Source organism: Pseudomonas lini, from assembly GCF_030812475.1.
GTDB classification, from domain to species: domain Bacteria; phylum Pseudomonadota; class Gammaproteobacteria; order Pseudomonadales; family Pseudomonadaceae; genus Aquipseudomonas; species Aquipseudomonas lini_A.
This window is the reverse complement of record NZ_JAUSSR010000001.1, coordinates 556521-572039: the sequence shown is the minus strand read 5'-3', so window position 1 is coordinate 572039 and position 15519 is coordinate 556521. Positions and strand designations below refer to the sequence as shown.

The window sequence follows — 15519 nt, the reverse complement described above, 5'->3', positions numbered from 1 at the left end:
AAAACGTGGCGCCAACTCTATGTTCTGACAGGCGTTTTGCCCACGCATACGCTAAATTGACATTAAACTAGCACGACCAACGGCTTCGCAGCTACAAGCTTTCAGCTCCAAGCGGCAAGCCGCGTTACTTGCAGCTTATAGCTTGACGCTCGAAGCTGCGCCGCTAGGCGTCCACCATCGCCATCGCCTCCTCGACGTCCACCGCCACCAGACGCGAACAACCCGGCTCGTGCATCGTCACCCCCATCAGCTGGTCGGCCATTTCCATGGCGATCTTGTTGTGGGTGATATAGATGAACTGCACCGTCTGCGACATCTCTTTGACCAACCGTGCGTAGCGTCCAACGTTAGCGTCATCCAGTGGCGCGTCAACTTCATCGAGCATGCAGAACGGTGCCGGATTCAACTTGAAGATGGCAAATACCAGGGCCAATGCGGTCAGGGCTTTTTCGCCACCGGAGAGCAAATGGATGGTGCTGTTCTTCTTTCCTGGCGGCCGCGCCATGATCGTTACCCCTGTATCGAGTAGATCTTCGCCCGTCAGTTCCAAATACGCGCTGCCTCCACCGAAAACTTTTGGGAAAAGTGCCTGAATTCCGGCATTGATCTGATCAAAGGTATCCTTGAAGCGGTTTCGGGTTTCCTTGTCGATCTTTCGAATCACATTCTCGAGGGTGTCCAGCGCTTCCACCAGATCGTCATTCTGGGCATCCAGATAACGTTTGCGCTCGGATTGTTGCTGGTATTCGTCGATGGCCGCCAGGTTGATCGCACCCAAGCGCTGGATCCGCGCCGCAATGCGTTCGAGCTCCTCCTCGGCGTCTTTTTCGTTGGCCCCGGCCACCAGGGTAGCCAGCACGCCGTGCAGGTCGTAGCCGTCCTCGTGCAACTGGTCTTCGAGGGCCTTGCGGCGCACCGTCAGGGCTTGCCATTCCATGCGCTGCTGTTCGAGCTGGCCGCGGATCAATTGGGATTGCTGCTCGGCCTGGTTACGCCGTTTTTCCGCGTCGCGCAACTCGCGGTCGGCATCTTCCAGGGCGATCTGCGCGGTCTTGAGTTCTTCGTCGACAGTCATGCGCTTGTCGAGCAACTCTTCGAGCTTGAGGCGCAACTCTTCCAGCGGTGCCTCGCCCTCCTCCAGGTTGAGGCTCAGCTGTTCGCGTTTTTCGGTCAGGCGCTCGGACTGCATCTCCAGCCGTTCCAGCGCCTGACGGGTTGAATCGTGCTGGGCCTTGAGCGAACCCAGGCGCACCGCCAGTTGATGCGCGTGATCCTTGTGCTGCCGGGCTTCCTGGCGCACCCGATCGAGGCGCTCGCGCAGGCTGTCGCGCTGGGCCAGCAACAACTCACGCTGCTCGGTATCGAGTGCCATGCTGTCGAGGGCTTCCTGCAATTGCAGGCGCGCCTCGCCGATATTTTCATGCTCCAGCGCCCGTTGCTCACCAAGCTCGACCAGTTCTTCATCCAGGCGGGTGCGGCGCAGTGTCAGCTGTTCGACCTTGGCTTTGCCGGCGGACAACTGAGCTTTCAATTCGCCCTGCTGACGGGCTTCGTCCTGCAGCAGGCGGCGCAGATGTTCGCGACCGTTTTCCTGCTGACGTTGCTGGGCCCGCAGGTTTTGCAATCGGGTTTCCAGGGTTTCCACCGTGGCTTCGCGCTCTTCGCGCTCAAGGCCCAGGCGCTGGATTTCCTGGCCACGGGCCAGCACGCCACTTTCCGCTTCGCTGGCCCGACGCACGCGCAAGAAGTGCGGTCCGACCCAATATCCATCGCGGCTGATCAAGCTTTGGCCGGCGGTCAGCTGACTGCGCAGCGCCAGGGCCTGTTCGAGATTTTCGACCGGTTTGACCTGCCCCAGCCACGGCGACAGATCGATCTGCGCCTCGACCTTGTCGAGCAAGCTGCCGGCCATGCGCACGCCATCGCTGGCCGGGCTGAGCAAACGCAGATCGCCCTGGGCAAAGCCGGCCAGGTCGAAATCGCCAAAATCGTCCACCAGCACCGCTTGCAGGTCGGCACCGAGCACGGTCTCCACCGCCAATTCCCAACCGGCCTCGACCTTCAAGCCTTCAGCCAGGCGCGGTCGATCCGCCAGGTGCTGTTCGCGCAACCATTCGGCGGTGCCGGTGCCGGGATCGAGTGCGGCTTGCTGCAAGGCTTCCAGGGAAGCGAGCCGCCCGTTGAGGCGCTGCAAATCACCCTGGGCCTGCTGTTGCGCCGTCAGCGCCTGTTGCAATTCCTGACGCAGTTGCTCCAGGCGCTCCACCTGCGCTTCTTCGCTGGCCTGCAAGTCCTCCAGCGTCGCTTCACTCGCAGCCAACTGCTCGCCGAGCTCCATGATCGCCGCGTCTTCCGGATCCGCCGAGAGCAACGCGCGCTCTTCGCCCAGACGCTTCTGTCGCTCGGCCAGGCGCTCCATGCTGGTTTCCAGCTGCTGGATCCGCGACTGCTGGACTTCCGCCTGGCGCCGGGGCTCGGCCGCCGTGAGGTTGAAGGTGTCCCACTGCTCCTGCCAGCCGTGCATGGTGGTTTCGGATTCTTCCAGCGCGGCGGCCGCTTCTTCGGCGGCGGCGCTGGTGACTTCCTGCTCCGGGGTGAGCATGTCCAGCTCTTCGCCCAAGGTCAGCAACAACGTGCGGTCGTGCTCCAGATGAGATTCGGTTTCCAGGCGCGCGCGCTCGGCTTCCTTCAAATCATCCTGCAATTGCCGCAAGCGTTGCTGTCCGTGCTGGATGCTCTGCTCGACCCGGGCGATGTCGCCGCCCACCGAATAGAAGCGCCCCTGCACCAGATTGAAGCGTTCGGACAGGTCGTGGTGCCCGTCGCGCAGGCGTTCGATCGCCGCGTCGGCATTGCGCTGCTCGGCCACCAAGGCTTCGAAGGTGACTTCCTGGGTGCCGATGATCGCTTCGCGCTGGCCGACCTGTTCGTTCAACGCCTGCCAGCGCAGGGCCGAGAGTTGCGCCTTGAGTTGACGCTCCTCGCCTTTGAATTCCTGATACTTCTTCGCCGCCTCGGCCTGGCGGTGCAAGCGTTCGAGCTGACGTTCGAGCTCTTCGCGCAGGTCGGTCAGGCGGGCGAGGTTTTCGTGGGTGCGGCGGATGCGGTTTTCGGTCTCGCGCCGGCGCTCCTTGTACTTGGAGATGCCGGCCGCTTCCTCGATGAAGTTGCGCAGGTCTTCCGGCTTGGCTTCGATCAGCTTGGAGATCATCCCCTGCTCGATGATCGAGTAGCTGCGCGGGCCGAGACCGGTGCCGAGAAAGATGTCGGTGATGTCACGACGACGGCATTTGCTGCCGTTGAGAAAATAGCTGTTCTGGCTGTCGCGGGTGACTTTGCGCCGGATCGAAATTTCGGCGTAGGCCGCGTATTCGCCGATCAAGGTGCCATCGGAGTTATCGAACACCAGTTCGATGCTTGCCTGGCTCACCGGTTTGCGGCTGGTGGAGCCGTTGAAGATGACATCGGTCATCGACTCGCCGCGCAAGTTCTTGGCCGAGCTCTCGCCCATCACCCAACGGACGGCGTCGATGATGTTCGACTTGCCACACCCGTTGGGCCCGACCACCGCCGCCATATTACTGGGGAAGTTCACCGTGGTCGGGTCGACGAAGGATTTGAACCCCGCCAGCTTGATGCACTTGAGCCGCACGCTCAGGCGTCCGTCAGGGCGGAAACCACCAGATCGCAGCTGCGCTGGGCATAGGCCGTCAGCACCTCGCGGATCTGCGGAAAGTCACGGGCCAGCACGGCGGCGAGCAGACGTTCGAACAGTTCGAGGAACTCGCTCATCGACGCCTTGCGCTGGTCCAGGGCGAGGAAATACGCACGGCTCATGGCCGGCTGCAGATTCTCGACGGTTTCCTGCAAGTACGGGTTATTGGCAAACGGGTACGCGGCGCGCATCACGTTGAAGCTGTCATCGACGAAGGTGCGGATGTCCTGGCGCTCGTAGCTGGCGGTCAGGCGCTGCTGGATCTGCACGAACGGCGCCATGTCGGCCTGGACTTGCCAGCCGCTGGCCACGGCGTTGCCGAGCAGGATGTACAACTCGCTCATCAGCGCGCACAGGCTCTGCACCTTGTGGACGGTGAGTTCGGTGACGTGGGCGCCCCGGCGCGGCAGGATCGCGATCAGGTGGCGCCGCTCGAGGATCAGCAAGGCTTCGCGAACCGAACCGCGGCTGACATTGAGGGCCAGCGTGACCTTCTGTTCCTGGATGCGCTCTCCGGGCTTCATTTCGCCACGAATGATGCGTTCGGCGAGGTGGTGAGCGATTTGCTCGGCGAGGCTGTCCGGCGCCTTGAACGTCATGGTTGTCCTTCAAACTCTTCGATTTGCACAAGCGGCGCAGTGTAGCGCAATTGATACGTCAGGGCGGAGTGCCCGCCCGGTGGTTTTGGCACGATTCAAGCAAAAAGCAGGCTGGCGAACCAGGGTCAATACTGAAGAAAAACCAGTCGTTGATCGACATTTGATAATTTCCTGACCTTTAGGTCAGAAAATCATTGACCGAAAAGTCAGACCTGCTAAATTCGGTTCATGTCGGTTAACAACAATAATGAGTCTGCGAGGCCTTCCGTGATCCAGTTTTTACTTAACCAGGAACTCCGTAGCGAGCACGCCCTGGACCCGAACCTGACCGTGCTCAATTATCTGCGCGACCATGTGGGCAAACCCGGCACCAAAGAAGGCTGCGCCAGCGGTGACTGCGGCGCATGCACGGTGGTGGTCGGCGAACTCCAGACCGACGACGACGGCCGCGAGCACATTCGCTATCGCAGCCTCAATTCATGCCTGACCTTTGTGTCGTCGCTGCATGGCAAGCAACTGATCAGCGTTGAAGACCTCAAGCACCAGGGCGAACTGCACAGCGTGCAGAAAGCCATGGTCGAGTGTCACGGCTCGCAGTGCGGTTTCTGCACCCCGGGCTTCGTCATGTCGCTGTTCGCCCTGCAAAAGAACAGCGACGCGCCCGACGTTCACAAGGCCCACGAAGCCCTGGCGGGCAACCTGTGCCGCTGCACCGGTTACCGGCCGATCCTGCAAGCCGCCGAACAGTCCTGCTGCGGCCGGCAAACGGACCAGTTCGATGCCCGTGAAGCCCAGACCATCGCGCGCCTGAAAGCCATCGCGCCCACCGACATCGGCGAACTCAACAGTGGCGACAAGCGCTGCCTGGTGCCGCTGACCGTGGCTGACCTGGCCGACCTCTATGACGCTTATCCACAAGCGCGCCTGCTGGCCGGCGGTACGGACCTGGCATTGGAAGTCACCCAGTTCCACCGCACCCTCCCGGTGATGATCTACGTCGGCAATGTCGCCGAGATGAAGCGCATCGAAGTGTTCGACGATCGCCTGGAAATCGGCGCCGCCACCGCCCTCTCCGATTGCTACGACGCCTTGAAGGCCGAGTACCCGGACTTCGGCGAACTGTTGCAGCGTTTCGCCTCGTTGCAGATCCGCAACCAGGGCACCCTGGGCGGCAACATCGGCAATGCCTCGCCCATTGGTGACTCGCCACCGCTGCTGATCGCCTTGGGCGCGCAGATCGTATTGTGCAAGGGCGACACCCGCCGCACCCTGGCGCTGGAAGATTACTTCATCGATTACCGCGTGACGGCACGTCAGGAAAGCGAGTTCATCGAGAAGATCATCGTGCCCCGTGCCAGCGTCGAACAGCTGTTCCGCGCTTATAAAGTGTCCAAGCGTCTGGACGATGATATTTCCGCCGTTTGCGCTGCGTTCAATCTGCGCATCGACACCGGCGTGATTGTCGACGCACGCGTTGCCTTCGGCGGCATGGCGGCCATCCCGAAACGCGCCAGCCACTGCGAAGCCGTGTTGCTCGGCTCGCCGTTCAACAACGCCACCGTCGAACGCGCCTGCGTCGCACTGGCCGAAGACTTCACGCCGCTCTCGGACTTCCGCGCCAGCAAGGAATACCGTCTGCTCAGCGCGCAGAACCTGCTGCGCAAATACTTTATCGAACTGCAAACACCGCACATCGAGACCCGGGTGACCGCTTATGTCTAACCATCACGCCGTAGAGAAGACCCAGGCCGAACTGGCTGAACTGTTCGCCAAGGACCTGACCACCGGTGTCGGCCGCAGCGTCAAGCACGACAGCGCCGCCAAGCATGTGTCCGGTGAAGCGCAGTACATCGACGATCGGCTGGAATTCCCCAATCAACTGCATGTTTACGCACGGCTGTCAGACCGCGCCCACGCGAAAATCATCAGCATCGACACCACGCCGTGCTACGCCTTCGAAGGTGTGCGCATCGCCATCACCCACGAAGACGTGCCGGGCCTGAAAGACATTGGCCCCTTGCTGCCGGGCGATCCGCTGCTGGCCATCGATGACGTGCAGTTCGTCGGCCAACCGGTGCTCGCCGTCGCGGCGAAAGATCTGGAAACCGCGCGCAAGGCCGCGATGGCCGCCATCATCGAATACGAAGATCTCGAGCCGGTACTGGACGTGGTCGAAGCCCTGCGCAAACGCCATTTCGTGCTCGACAGCCACACCCATCAGCGGGGCGATTCAGCCAATGCCCTGGCGACGGCTGAACATCGGATTCAAGGCACGCTGCACATCGGCGGCCAGGAACACTTCTACCTCGAAACCCAGATTTCTTCGGTGATGCCGACCGAAGACGGCGGGATGATCGTCTATTGCTCGACCCAGAACCCCACCGAAGTGCAGAAACTGGTGGCCGAGGTGCTGGACGTATCGATGAACAAGATCGTCGTCGACATGCGCCGAATGGGTGGCGGGTTTGGCGGCAAGGAAACTCAAGCCGCGAGCCCGGCGTGCCTGTGCGCGGTGATTGCGCACCTTACCGGGCAGCCGACCAAGATGCGCCTGCCACGGGTCGAAGACATGCTGATGACCGGCAAGCGTCACCCGTTCTACGTCGAGTATGACGTTGGCTTCGACGGCACCGGCCGGCTGCACGGCATCGCCCTGGAACTGGCCGGCAACTGCGGTTGCTCGCCGGATTTGTCCGCGTCGATCGTCGACCGTGCGATGTTCCACGCCGACAACTCGTATTACCTGGGCGATGCCACCATCAACGGCCACCGCTGCAAGACCAACACCGCCTCGAACACCGCTTACCGTGGCTTCGGCGGTCCGCAAGGGATGGTCGCCATCGAGGAAGTGATGGACGCGATCGCCCGCCATCTGGCCCTGGATCCGCTGGCGGTGCGCAAGGCCAACTACTATGGCAAGACCGAGCGTAACGTCACCCACTACTACCAGACCGTCGAGCACAATATGCTCGAGGAAATGACCGCCGAACTGGAAGAAAGCAGCCAGTACGCCGAGCGCCGCGAAGCGATCCGTCGCTACAACGCCAACAGCCCGATCCTGAAAAAAGGCCTGGCGCTGACGCCGGTGAAGTTCGGGATTTCCTTCACCGCCAGCTTCCTCAACCAGGCCGGTGCGCTGATCCATATCTACACCGACGGCAGCATTCATCTGAACCATGGCGGCACGGAAATGGGCCAGGGTTTGAACACCAAGGTGGCGCAGGTGGTGGCCGAAGTGTTCCAGGTGGAAATGGACCGCGTGCAGATCACCGCGACCAACACCGACAAGGTGCCGAACACCTCGCCGACCGCCGCGTCCAGCGGCGCCGACCTCAACGGTAAAGCCGCGCAGAACGCCGCTGAAATCATCAAGAAGCGCCTGGTGGAATTCGCCGCGCGGCAGTACAAGGTCAGCGAAGAAGACGTGGAGTTCCACAACGGCCACGTGCGGGTTCGCGATCACATCCTGACCTTCGAATCGCTGATCCAGCAGGCGTATTTCGCCCAGGTGTCACTGTCGAGCACCGGGTTCTACAAGACCCCGAAAATCTACTACGACCGCAGCCAGGCCCGTGGCCGCCCGTTCTACTACTACGCCTTCGGCGCTGCCTGCTGCGAGGTGATCGTCGACACCCTGACCGGCGAGTACAAGATGCTGCGTACTGACATCCTCCACGACGTCGGCGACTCGCTGAACCCGGCCATCGACATCGGCCAGGTCGAGGGCGGTTTCATCCAGGGCATGGGCTGGCTGACGATGGAAGAGCTGGTGTGGAACAACAAGGGCAAGCTGATGACCAACGGCCCGGCGAGCTACAAGATCCCGGCGGTGGCGGACATGCCGCTGGATTTGCGGGTGAAGCTGGTGGAAAACCGCAAGAACCCGGAAGACACGGTGTTTCATTCCAAGGCCGTGGGTGAACCGCCGTTCATGCTGGGCATTGCGTCGTGGTGTGCGATCAAGGATGCCGTGGCGAGTTTGGGCGACTACAAGCATCAACCGAAGATCGATGCACCGGCGACCCCGGAAAGGGTGTTGTGGGGGTGTGAGCAGATGCGGCAGTTGAAGGTGGCGAAGGCTGCCGAAGTTGAGCCGGAGTTGGCTTCGCTCTAGACCGAGGCGCCTGGATCGCCAGCAAGCCGGCTCCTACAGATCGGAGGTGAATCGCAGTCATGTGAACGACGCGAACCCTGTAGGAGCTGGCTTGCCAGCGAAGAGGCCCGAACAGACAACACAGATGTCGAGGTGAAACATGTACAACTGGATCGACGCCCTCGCCGACCTGCAATCAAAGGGTGAACCCTGCGTGCTGGTGACCATCATCGAAGAGCTCGGCTCGACGCCGCGCAATGCCGGCTCGAAGATGGTCATCAGCGCCACCCGGGCGTTCGACACCATCGGTGGCGGGCATCTGGAATATAAAGCCATGCAGATCGGCCGCGAGATGCTGGCCAGCGGCAAGCAGGACACCCACCTGGAACGCTTCAGCCTCGGCGCCAGCCTCGGCCAGTGCTGCGGCGGTGTGACCGTATTGCTGTTCGAGCCGATGGGCCAGGTGCAGGCGCAGATCGCCGTGTTCGGCGCCGGCCATGTCGGTCGCGCCTTGGTACCGCTGCTCGCCAGCCTGCCCTGCCGGGTGCGCTGGATCGACTCGCGGGAAGCGGAATTTCCGGAACAGATCCCCCATGGCGTGCGCAAGATCGTCAGCGAAGAACCGGTGGACGAGATCGACGACCTGCCCGCCGGCAGTTACTGCATCGTCATGACCCACAACCACCAGCTCGACCTCGAACTCACCGCCGCGATCCTCAAGCGCAACGACTTCGCCTACTTCGGCCTGATCGGCTCGAAGACCAAACGGGTGAAGTTCGAACATCGCCTGCGTGAACGGGGCTTCGACAACGCCGTGTTGCAACGCATGCGCTGCCCCATGGGTATCGGCGAAGTCAAAGGCAAGTTGCCCGTGGAAATCGCCGTCTCCATCGCCGGCGAGATCATCGCCACCTATAACGCCGATTTCGGCCAGCACACCGCCGGCGCCGGATCCTCGATTGCCAAGCTGCTGCCTGCTTCACGCCGCAGCCAGGCCACGAACCTGAAAGCATCAAATTGATAAGCCTCATACATAGAGAATGACCATGCCTCTGACTCGCAAAGCCTACCGCGCCGCCATTCTGCACAGCATCGCCGATCCCGCCGAAGTGGGGATCGAAGGCTCCTTTGAGTATTTCGAAGACGGTCTGCTGGTGATCGATAACGGCAAGATCAGCGCCCTGGGTCACGCCAGCGAACTGCTGTCGACGCTGCCGGCCGACATCGAGATCATCCATTACCAGGATGCGCTGATCACCCCCGGTTTCATCGACACTCACATCCACCTGCCGCAAACCGGCATGGTCGGCGCCTACGGCGAGCAACTGCTGGACTGGCTCAACACCTACACCTTCCCCTGCGAAAGCCAGTTCGCCGACAAGGCCCACGCCGATGAAGTCGCGGACATTTTCATCAAGGAACTGCTACGCAACGGCACCACCACCGCGCTGGTGTTTGGCAGCGTGCACCCGCAATCGGTGAACTCCTTCTTCGAGGCCGCCGAACAGCTGGACCTGCGGATGATCGCCGGCAAGGTGATGATGGATCGCAACGCGCCGGACTACCTGACCGACACCGCCGAATCCAGCTATTTGGAAAGCAAGGCGCTGATCGAGCGCTGGCACGGCAAGGGTCGCCTGCACTATGCGGTCACCCCGCGCTTCGCCCCGACCAGCACCCCGGAGCAACTGACCCTGGCCGGCCAGTTGCTGGGTGAATATCCCGATTTGTACATGCAGACCCACATCAGCGAAAACCTCAAGGAAGTGGAGTGGGTCAAGGAACTGTTCCCCGAGCGCAAGGGCTACCTGGACGTGTACGATCACTACCAGCTGCTGGGCGAGCGCTCGGTGTTCGCCCACGGTGTGCACCTGTGCGATGACGAGTGCGCCCGCCTGGCGGAAACCGGCTCGGCCATCGCCTTCTGCCCCACTTCGAACTTCTTCCTCGGCAGTGGCCTGTTCAACCTGCCGATGGCCGAGAAGCACAAGCTCAATGTCGGCCTGGGTACGGACGTCGGCGGCGGTACCAGTTTCTCTCTGCTGCAGACGTTGAACGAAGCGTACAAGGTCATGCAGTTGCAAGGGGCGCGTTTGAGCCCGTTCAAATCGCTCTACCTGGCCACCCTCGGCGGGGCCCGTGCGCTGCGTCTGGAAGACAAGATCGGCACGTTGCTGCCAGGTACCGATGCAGACTTCCTGGTGCTGGACTACAACGCCACGCCGTTGCTGAGCTATCGCCTGAAGCAGGCCACCAATATTGCCGAGACCCTGTTTGTGTTGATGACGCTGGGGGATGACCGGACGGTTCTGCAGACTTATGCGGCGGGGAATCAGGTGCATCAGCGTTAAGGATCTTCGGGCATAAAAAATCCCCCGCAATCGTTGGTTGCGGGGGATTTTTTTGTGCTGTAGGAGCAAGCTTGCTCGCGATGGTCGTTAACGATTACGCGTGAAGCCTGACACCCCGTGGCGTCCTCAAGCCCATCGCGAGCAAGCTCGCTCCTACAGTTTGGCCACAGGCCGCCCCGGCTTCTTGGTCTGCAACAAATGCGAGAACACCGCATGCAGGTCATCCGACGCACTTTCCTCGTCAAGGTTGAGCTTGCTGTCGATGTGATTCATGTGATGCATCATCAAGTCCACCGCCAGCTCGGCGTTGCGTGCTTCGATGGCATTGATCAGCTGGGTGTGTTCGTCGTAGGAGCAGTGGGAACGGTTGCCGCTTTCGTACTGGGCAATGATCAGCGAAGTCTGCGACACCAGACTGCGCTGGAAGCTGATCAAGGGGGCATTCTTCGCCGCTTCGGCCAACTTCAGATGAAACTCGCCCGACAGACGGATACCGGCACCCCGATCGCCACGGGAGAAGCTGTCGCGCTCGTCGTCCACCATCTGGCGCAATTCGGCGATCTCTTCGGCCGTGGCGTGCTGCACGGCCAGTTCAGTGATCGCGCGCTCCACCAGGCGCCGGGCCAGGAACACCTGGCGGGCTTCTTCCACACTCGGGCTGGCAACGACTGCGCCGCGGTTCGGACGCAGCAGCACGACACCTTCATGGGCCAGGCGCGACAGCGCACGGCGGATGATGGTGCGACTGACCCCGAAAATTTCCCCCAGCGCTTCTTCGCTCAACTTGGTGCCGGGCGCCAGACGCTGTTCGAGGATGGCCTCGAAGATATGCGCGTAGACAATATCGTCCTGGGTACCGCTGCGCCCGGCTTTGCCTGCGCGCGGTTGTTTCTTTAGGGGCTGCAACTGTTCGTTCATGGGCACTCGAGTCGGTAGAACGGCGGCGAATTGACCGTGACTGTAATACGGCACAGTGGATCAATGGCAAGTATCGCGTAAAAAACACTGTAATTGTACACAATGGCCAGTGGCAACACGACTGTACGGCTGTTTGTCGCCTTTGCTGTATTGCAACGGTCCAATACGTTTGAGTTTAGGCTTGATCGCAGAATCCGTGGTTTACACGATCCCCTGTAGGAGCGAGCTTGCTCGCGATGGACGAAAGAGCGCCGCGTTTAACCGGTAAACACGCGTTATCGTTAACGTCCATCGCGAGCAAGCTCGCTCCTACAGGGGATTGCGGTGTTGCGGATATTTTCGTACGTATAAGGAACACCGCTGTCATGACCGACGCCACGCACACGCAGCTCCGCCCCCTGGCCGACACCTCTCCCTCGGCCATCGTCGCTGGCTTCATCGCGATGATGACCGGCTACACCAGCTCCCTGGTGCTGATGTTCCAGGCCGGGCAGGCGGCGGGCCTGAGCAGCGGGCAGATTTCATCGTGGATCTGGGCGATCTCGATTGGCATGGCGGTGTGCTCGATCGGCCTGTCGCTGCGTTATCGCACGCCCATCACCATCGCCTGGTCGACCCCCGGCGCGGCCTTGCTGATCACCAGCCTGGGCGGCGTGAGCTACGGCGAAGCCATCGGCGCCTACATCACCTGCGCGGTGCTGGTGACGGCTTGTGGCTTGACCGGCAGCTTCGAGCGCCTGGTGAAAAAGATCCCGGCCTCATTAGCCGCAGCCTTGCTGGCCGGGATCCTGTTCAAGATCGGCAGCGAAATCTTTGTCGCCGCGCAACATCGCACCGCCCTGGTGCTGGGAATGTTCTTCACTTATCTGCTGGTCAAGCGCCTGTCCCCGCGTTATGCGGTGCTGGCGGCATTGCTGATCGGCACGGCGCTGTCGGGCTTGATGGGGTTGCTGGATTTCAGCGGCTTCCATCTGGAACTGGCGACGCCGGTCTGGACCACCCCGCACTTCTCCCTGGCCGCGACCATCAGCATCGGCATCCCGCTGTTCGTGGTGGCGATGACGTCGCAGAACATGCCGGGCATCGCCGTGTTGCGCGCAGACGGTTACACGGTGCCGGCCTCGCCACTGATCACCACCACCGGCATTGCCTCGTTGCTGCTGGCACCTTTTGGCTCCCACGGAATCAACCTGGCGGCCATCAGCGCGGCGATCTGCACCGGGCCCCATGCCCATGAGGATCGCAACAAACGCTACACGGCCGCGGTCTGGTGCGGGATTTTCTACGGGATCGCCGGGGTGTTCGGCGCGACGTTGGCGGCGCTGTTTGCCGCGCTGCCTAAAGAGCTGGTGCTGTCGATTGCCGCGCTGGCGCTGTTCGGCTCGATCATCAATGGCCTGAGCATTGCCATGAACGAAGTGAAGGAGCGTGAAGCGGCGCTGATCACCTTCATGGTCACGGCGTCGGGACTGACGCTGTTTTCCATCGGCTCGGCATTCTGGGGGATTGTGGCGGGGGTGTTGACGCTGGTGATTCTGAACTGGCGTAAAGCCTGATACTTGTAGGAGCGAGGCTTGCCCGCGAAGCAGACGGTGCGGTTTATCAGTTGAACCGCATTATCGTTCTTCGCGGGCAAGCCTCGCTCCTACAAAAAAAGCAGGCATAAAAAAACGGCGACCCGAGGGTCGCCGCTTCTTTTATGACATCAAGCCATGACATCAAGCTACCGGATTGATCGGCTTTTCCGGGTACCAGACGTCGATCAGCGGGCTGACGGTCGCTTCCGTCAGTTCGCTGCGGCCCTTGAGCCAGGCTTCGACAGCGGCACGCTGCTCTTCGGACACCGAACCACGCTTCTGCAGGCAAACCAGACCGAAGTCGTCGCCGCCCACGTAGCCCAGGCCGTTGGCCTCCATGGCTTCTTTGAGGAACGCATCGAGGAAAGCATCAATGGCTTCATCAGCCAAATCTTCTTTGAAATCCAGGTTCAGCTCGAAACCCAGCTCTTGAAATTCATCGACGCACAGTTTTTTGCGCAGACGCTGGGAACGGTTAGTCGCCATTGGAACAATCCTCATAAGTAATAACGGGCGGCACTTTAGCAGTTTAAGCCGCCGATTGCCCGTCTCTCCGCGGCGCCACGCCTACCGTCGGTAAAAAAAGCGGATTTGCAAGACAGGGCACGGCACAAGCCGCTACACCTTGGGGCATAATGCCGACACTTTTATGACCACTGAGGGAATTCATTTTCATGCCCTCGTCTTTTTCCCCTCGGCTGTAGGGTTTTATTGCACATGATCAAGTCTTTGCGCCCATTGTTGCTGGCCGGTTTACTGATTCCCCTGGCCTTCTCCGTCTCCGCCGCGCCGATCAACACCGGCCTGTCACCCAACGTCGAAAAGGCCATCAAGGCCAGCAAGATGCCCAACAGCGCCCTGTCGCTGGTGATGATCCCGCTCAACGGCCCCGGCACCCCGACCATTTACAATGCTGACGTCTCGGTCAATCCGGCCTCGACCATGAAGCTGGTCACCACTTACGCGGCCCTGGAAATGCTCGGCCCGAACCATCAGTGGAAAACCGAGTTCTATACCGACGGCACCCTCAGCGGTGGCATTCTCAACGGCAACCTCTACCTCAAGGGTGGCGGCGATCCCAAGCTGAACATGGAAAAACTCTGGTTGCTGATGCGCGACCTGCGCGCCAATGGCGTGACGCAAGTCACCGGCGACCTGGTGCTGGACCGCAACTTCTTCATGCAGCCGCAACTGCCCGAGTTCAACGACGACGGCAATGACGACAACAAGCCGTTCCTGGTCAAGCCCGACTCGCTGCTGGTCAACCTCAAGGCCCTGCGTTTTGTCGCGCGCAACGACAATGGCCGGGTACTGGTGTCGGTGGAGCCGCCGATCGCCAGCATTCGCATCGAAAACCAGGTCAAGGCGATCAATTCCAAGCAATGCACCGGGGGCGTACGGTACAACCCGGTCACCCAGGCCGACGGCAGTGTGACCGTGACCGTCGGCGGCCAGCTGGGCGAAGGCTGCAGCTCCCAGACTTACCTGTCGCTGCTCGACCACGCAACCTACACCGCCGGTGCAGTGCGGGCGATCTGGAAGGAGTTGGGTGGCAGCATCCAGGGCAAGGATGTGCTGGCGGCAACGCCGAAAAACGCCAAGGTCCTGGCCCGCGCCTTCTCGCCGGACCTGGCGGAAATCATCCGCGACATCAACAAATACAGTAACAACACCATGGCCCAGCAGCTGTTCCTGAGCCTGGGCCAGAAATTCCGCACTGACGCCGATGGAGACGACGCCAAGGCGGCCCAACGTGTCGTGCGTCAGTGGCTGGCCAGGAAAGGCATCACCGCGCCGCACCTGGTGATGGAGAACGGTTCCGGCCTGTCCCGTGCAGAACGTGTGAGCGCGCGGGAGATGGCGGCAATGTTGCAAGCCGCATGGCGCAGCCCGTATTCCGCCGAGTTCATCAGCTCGATGCCGATTGCCGGCACCGACGGTACGATGCGCAAGCGCCTGAAAACCACCGCGATGCGCGGTGAGGCCCACGTCAAGACCGGCACACTGAACACGGTACGGGCGATCTCCGGCTACAGCCGCGACATCAACGGCAATACCTGGGCGGTGGTGGCGATCCTCAATGACAAGGCACCGTTTGGTGCTTCCTCGGTGCTGGACCAGGTGCTTCTGGACCTGTATCGCCAGCCGAAATTGCCGGAAACGGCTTCGGTGTTGTAACAAACGCCACAGATCCCCTGTAGGAGCGAGCTTGCTCGCGAAAAACGTCCAGACAACGCGCTCATTCAGACAGCACGCGTTATCGTTG

General features: G+C 61.2%; 10 protein-coding genes. 6 read left to right on the top strand and 4 right to left on the bottom strand.

Annotated elements, in window-relative coordinates:
- Window positions 1-163: 163 nt before the first annotated feature.
- Together smc and J2W17_RS02720 are read right to left on the bottom strand one after the other, a co-directional pair.
- Window positions 164-3652, bottom strand: a complete 3489-nt coding sequence (smc, locus tag J2W17_RS02725) for a chromosome segregation protein SMC (RefSeq protein ID WP_307328790.1) — start codon at window positions 3650-3652, stop codon at window positions 164-166.
- Window positions 3653-3654: 2 nt separating this feature from the next.
- Window positions 3655-4314, bottom strand: coding sequence for a GntR family transcriptional regulator (locus tag J2W17_RS02720; RefSeq protein WP_064678864.1), 660 nt, complete (start codon window positions 4312-4314; stop codon window positions 3655-3657).
- 267 nt (window positions 4315-4581) lie between these two features.
- Between J2W17_RS02720 and xdhA the strand changes: the two genes are divergently transcribed.
- The 4 genes from xdhA (at window position 4582) to guaD (ending at window position 10758) form a co-directional block, all read left to right on the top strand.
- Window positions 4582-6036, top strand: coding sequence for a xanthine dehydrogenase small subunit (gene xdhA / locus J2W17_RS02715; RefSeq protein ID WP_307328787.1), 1455 nt, complete (start codon window positions 4582-4584; stop codon window positions 6034-6036).
- The gene (gene xdhB, locus J2W17_RS02710) at window positions 6029-8428 is read left to right on the top strand and encodes a xanthine dehydrogenase molybdopterin binding subunit (protein ID WP_307328785.1); all 2400 of its coding nucleotides are present in this window, start codon (window positions 6029-6031) and stop codon (window positions 8426-8428) included. Before xdhA ends, xdhB begins: the two co-directional genes overlap by 8 nt.
- A 139-nt stretch (window positions 8429-8567) precedes the next feature.
- The gene (xdhC, locus tag J2W17_RS02705) at window positions 8568-9428 is read left to right on the top strand and encodes a xanthine dehydrogenase accessory protein XdhC (protein ID WP_307328781.1); all 861 of its coding nucleotides are present in this window, start codon (window positions 8568-8570) and stop codon (window positions 9426-9428) included.
- 25 nt (window positions 9429-9453) lie between these two features.
- Window positions 9454-10758 (top strand): guanine deaminase, encoded by a 1305-nt coding sequence (gene guaD, locus J2W17_RS02700; RefSeq protein WP_307328778.1) that lies wholly within the window; start codon window positions 9454-9456, stop codon window positions 10756-10758.
- Window positions 10759-10911: 153 nt separating this feature from the next.
- On the opposite strand, the gene J2W17_RS02695 is transcribed toward guaD, so the two are convergent.
- Complete coding sequence (locus J2W17_RS02695; RefSeq protein WP_138968350.1) at window positions 10912-11676, bottom strand: GntR family transcriptional regulator; 765 nt, start codon at window positions 11674-11676, stop codon at window positions 10912-10914.
- 365 nt (window positions 11677-12041) lie between these two features.
- Between J2W17_RS02695 and J2W17_RS02690 the strand changes: the two genes are divergently transcribed.
- Window positions 12042-13232 (top strand): benzoate/H(+) symporter BenE family transporter, encoded by a 1191-nt coding sequence (locus J2W17_RS02690; RefSeq protein ID WP_307328772.1) that lies wholly within the window; start codon window positions 12042-12044, stop codon window positions 13230-13232.
- Between the two features lie 162 nt (window positions 13233-13394).
- Here J2W17_RS02690 and J2W17_RS02685 read toward each other — a convergent pair whose 3' ends face one another.
- Window positions 13395-13739 (bottom strand): YggL family protein, encoded by a 345-nt coding sequence (locus tag J2W17_RS02685; RefSeq protein ID WP_007896965.1) that lies wholly within the window; start codon window positions 13737-13739, stop codon window positions 13395-13397.
- 231 nt (window positions 13740-13970) lie between these two features.
- Here J2W17_RS02685 and dacB point away from each other — a divergent pair, with 231 nt between their 5' ends.
- Window positions 13971-15431: a D-alanyl-D-alanine carboxypeptidase/D-alanyl-D-alanine endopeptidase gene (gene dacB / locus J2W17_RS02680; protein WP_307328769.1), complete on the top strand. Its 1461-nt coding sequence runs from the start codon at window positions 13971-13973 to the stop codon at window positions 15429-15431.
- The last annotated feature ends 88 nt before the right edge of the window (window positions 15432-15519 follow it).

Coding starts and splice junctions, on each gene's coding strand:
- J2W17_RS02720 (WP_064678864.1), bottom strand. CDS start 4,314: ATGACGTTCAAGGCGCCGGACAGCCTCGCCGAGCAAATCGCTCACCAC.
- xdhB (WP_307328785.1), top strand. CDS start 6,029: ATGTCTAACCATCACGCCGTAGAGAAGACCCAGGCCGAACTGGCTGAA.
- xdhC (WP_307328781.1), top strand. CDS start 8,568: ATGTACAACTGGATCGACGCCCTCGCCGACCTGCAATCAAAGGGTGAA.
- guaD (WP_307328778.1), top strand. CDS start 9,454: ATGCCTCTGACTCGCAAAGCCTACCGCGCCGCCATTCTGCACAGCATC.
- J2W17_RS02695 (WP_138968350.1), bottom strand. CDS start 11,676: ATGAACGAACAGTTGCAGCCCCTAAAGAAACAACCGCGCGCAGGCAAA.
- J2W17_RS02690 (WP_307328772.1), top strand. CDS start 12,042: ATGACCGACGCCACGCACACGCAGCTCCGCCCCCTGGCCGACACCTCT.
- J2W17_RS02685 (WP_007896965.1), bottom strand. CDS start 13,739: ATGGCGACTAACCGTTCCCAGCGTCTGCGCAAAAAACTGTGCGTCGAT.
- dacB (WP_307328769.1), top strand. CDS start 13,971: ATGATCAAGTCTTTGCGCCCATTGTTGCTGGCCGGTTTACTGATTCCC.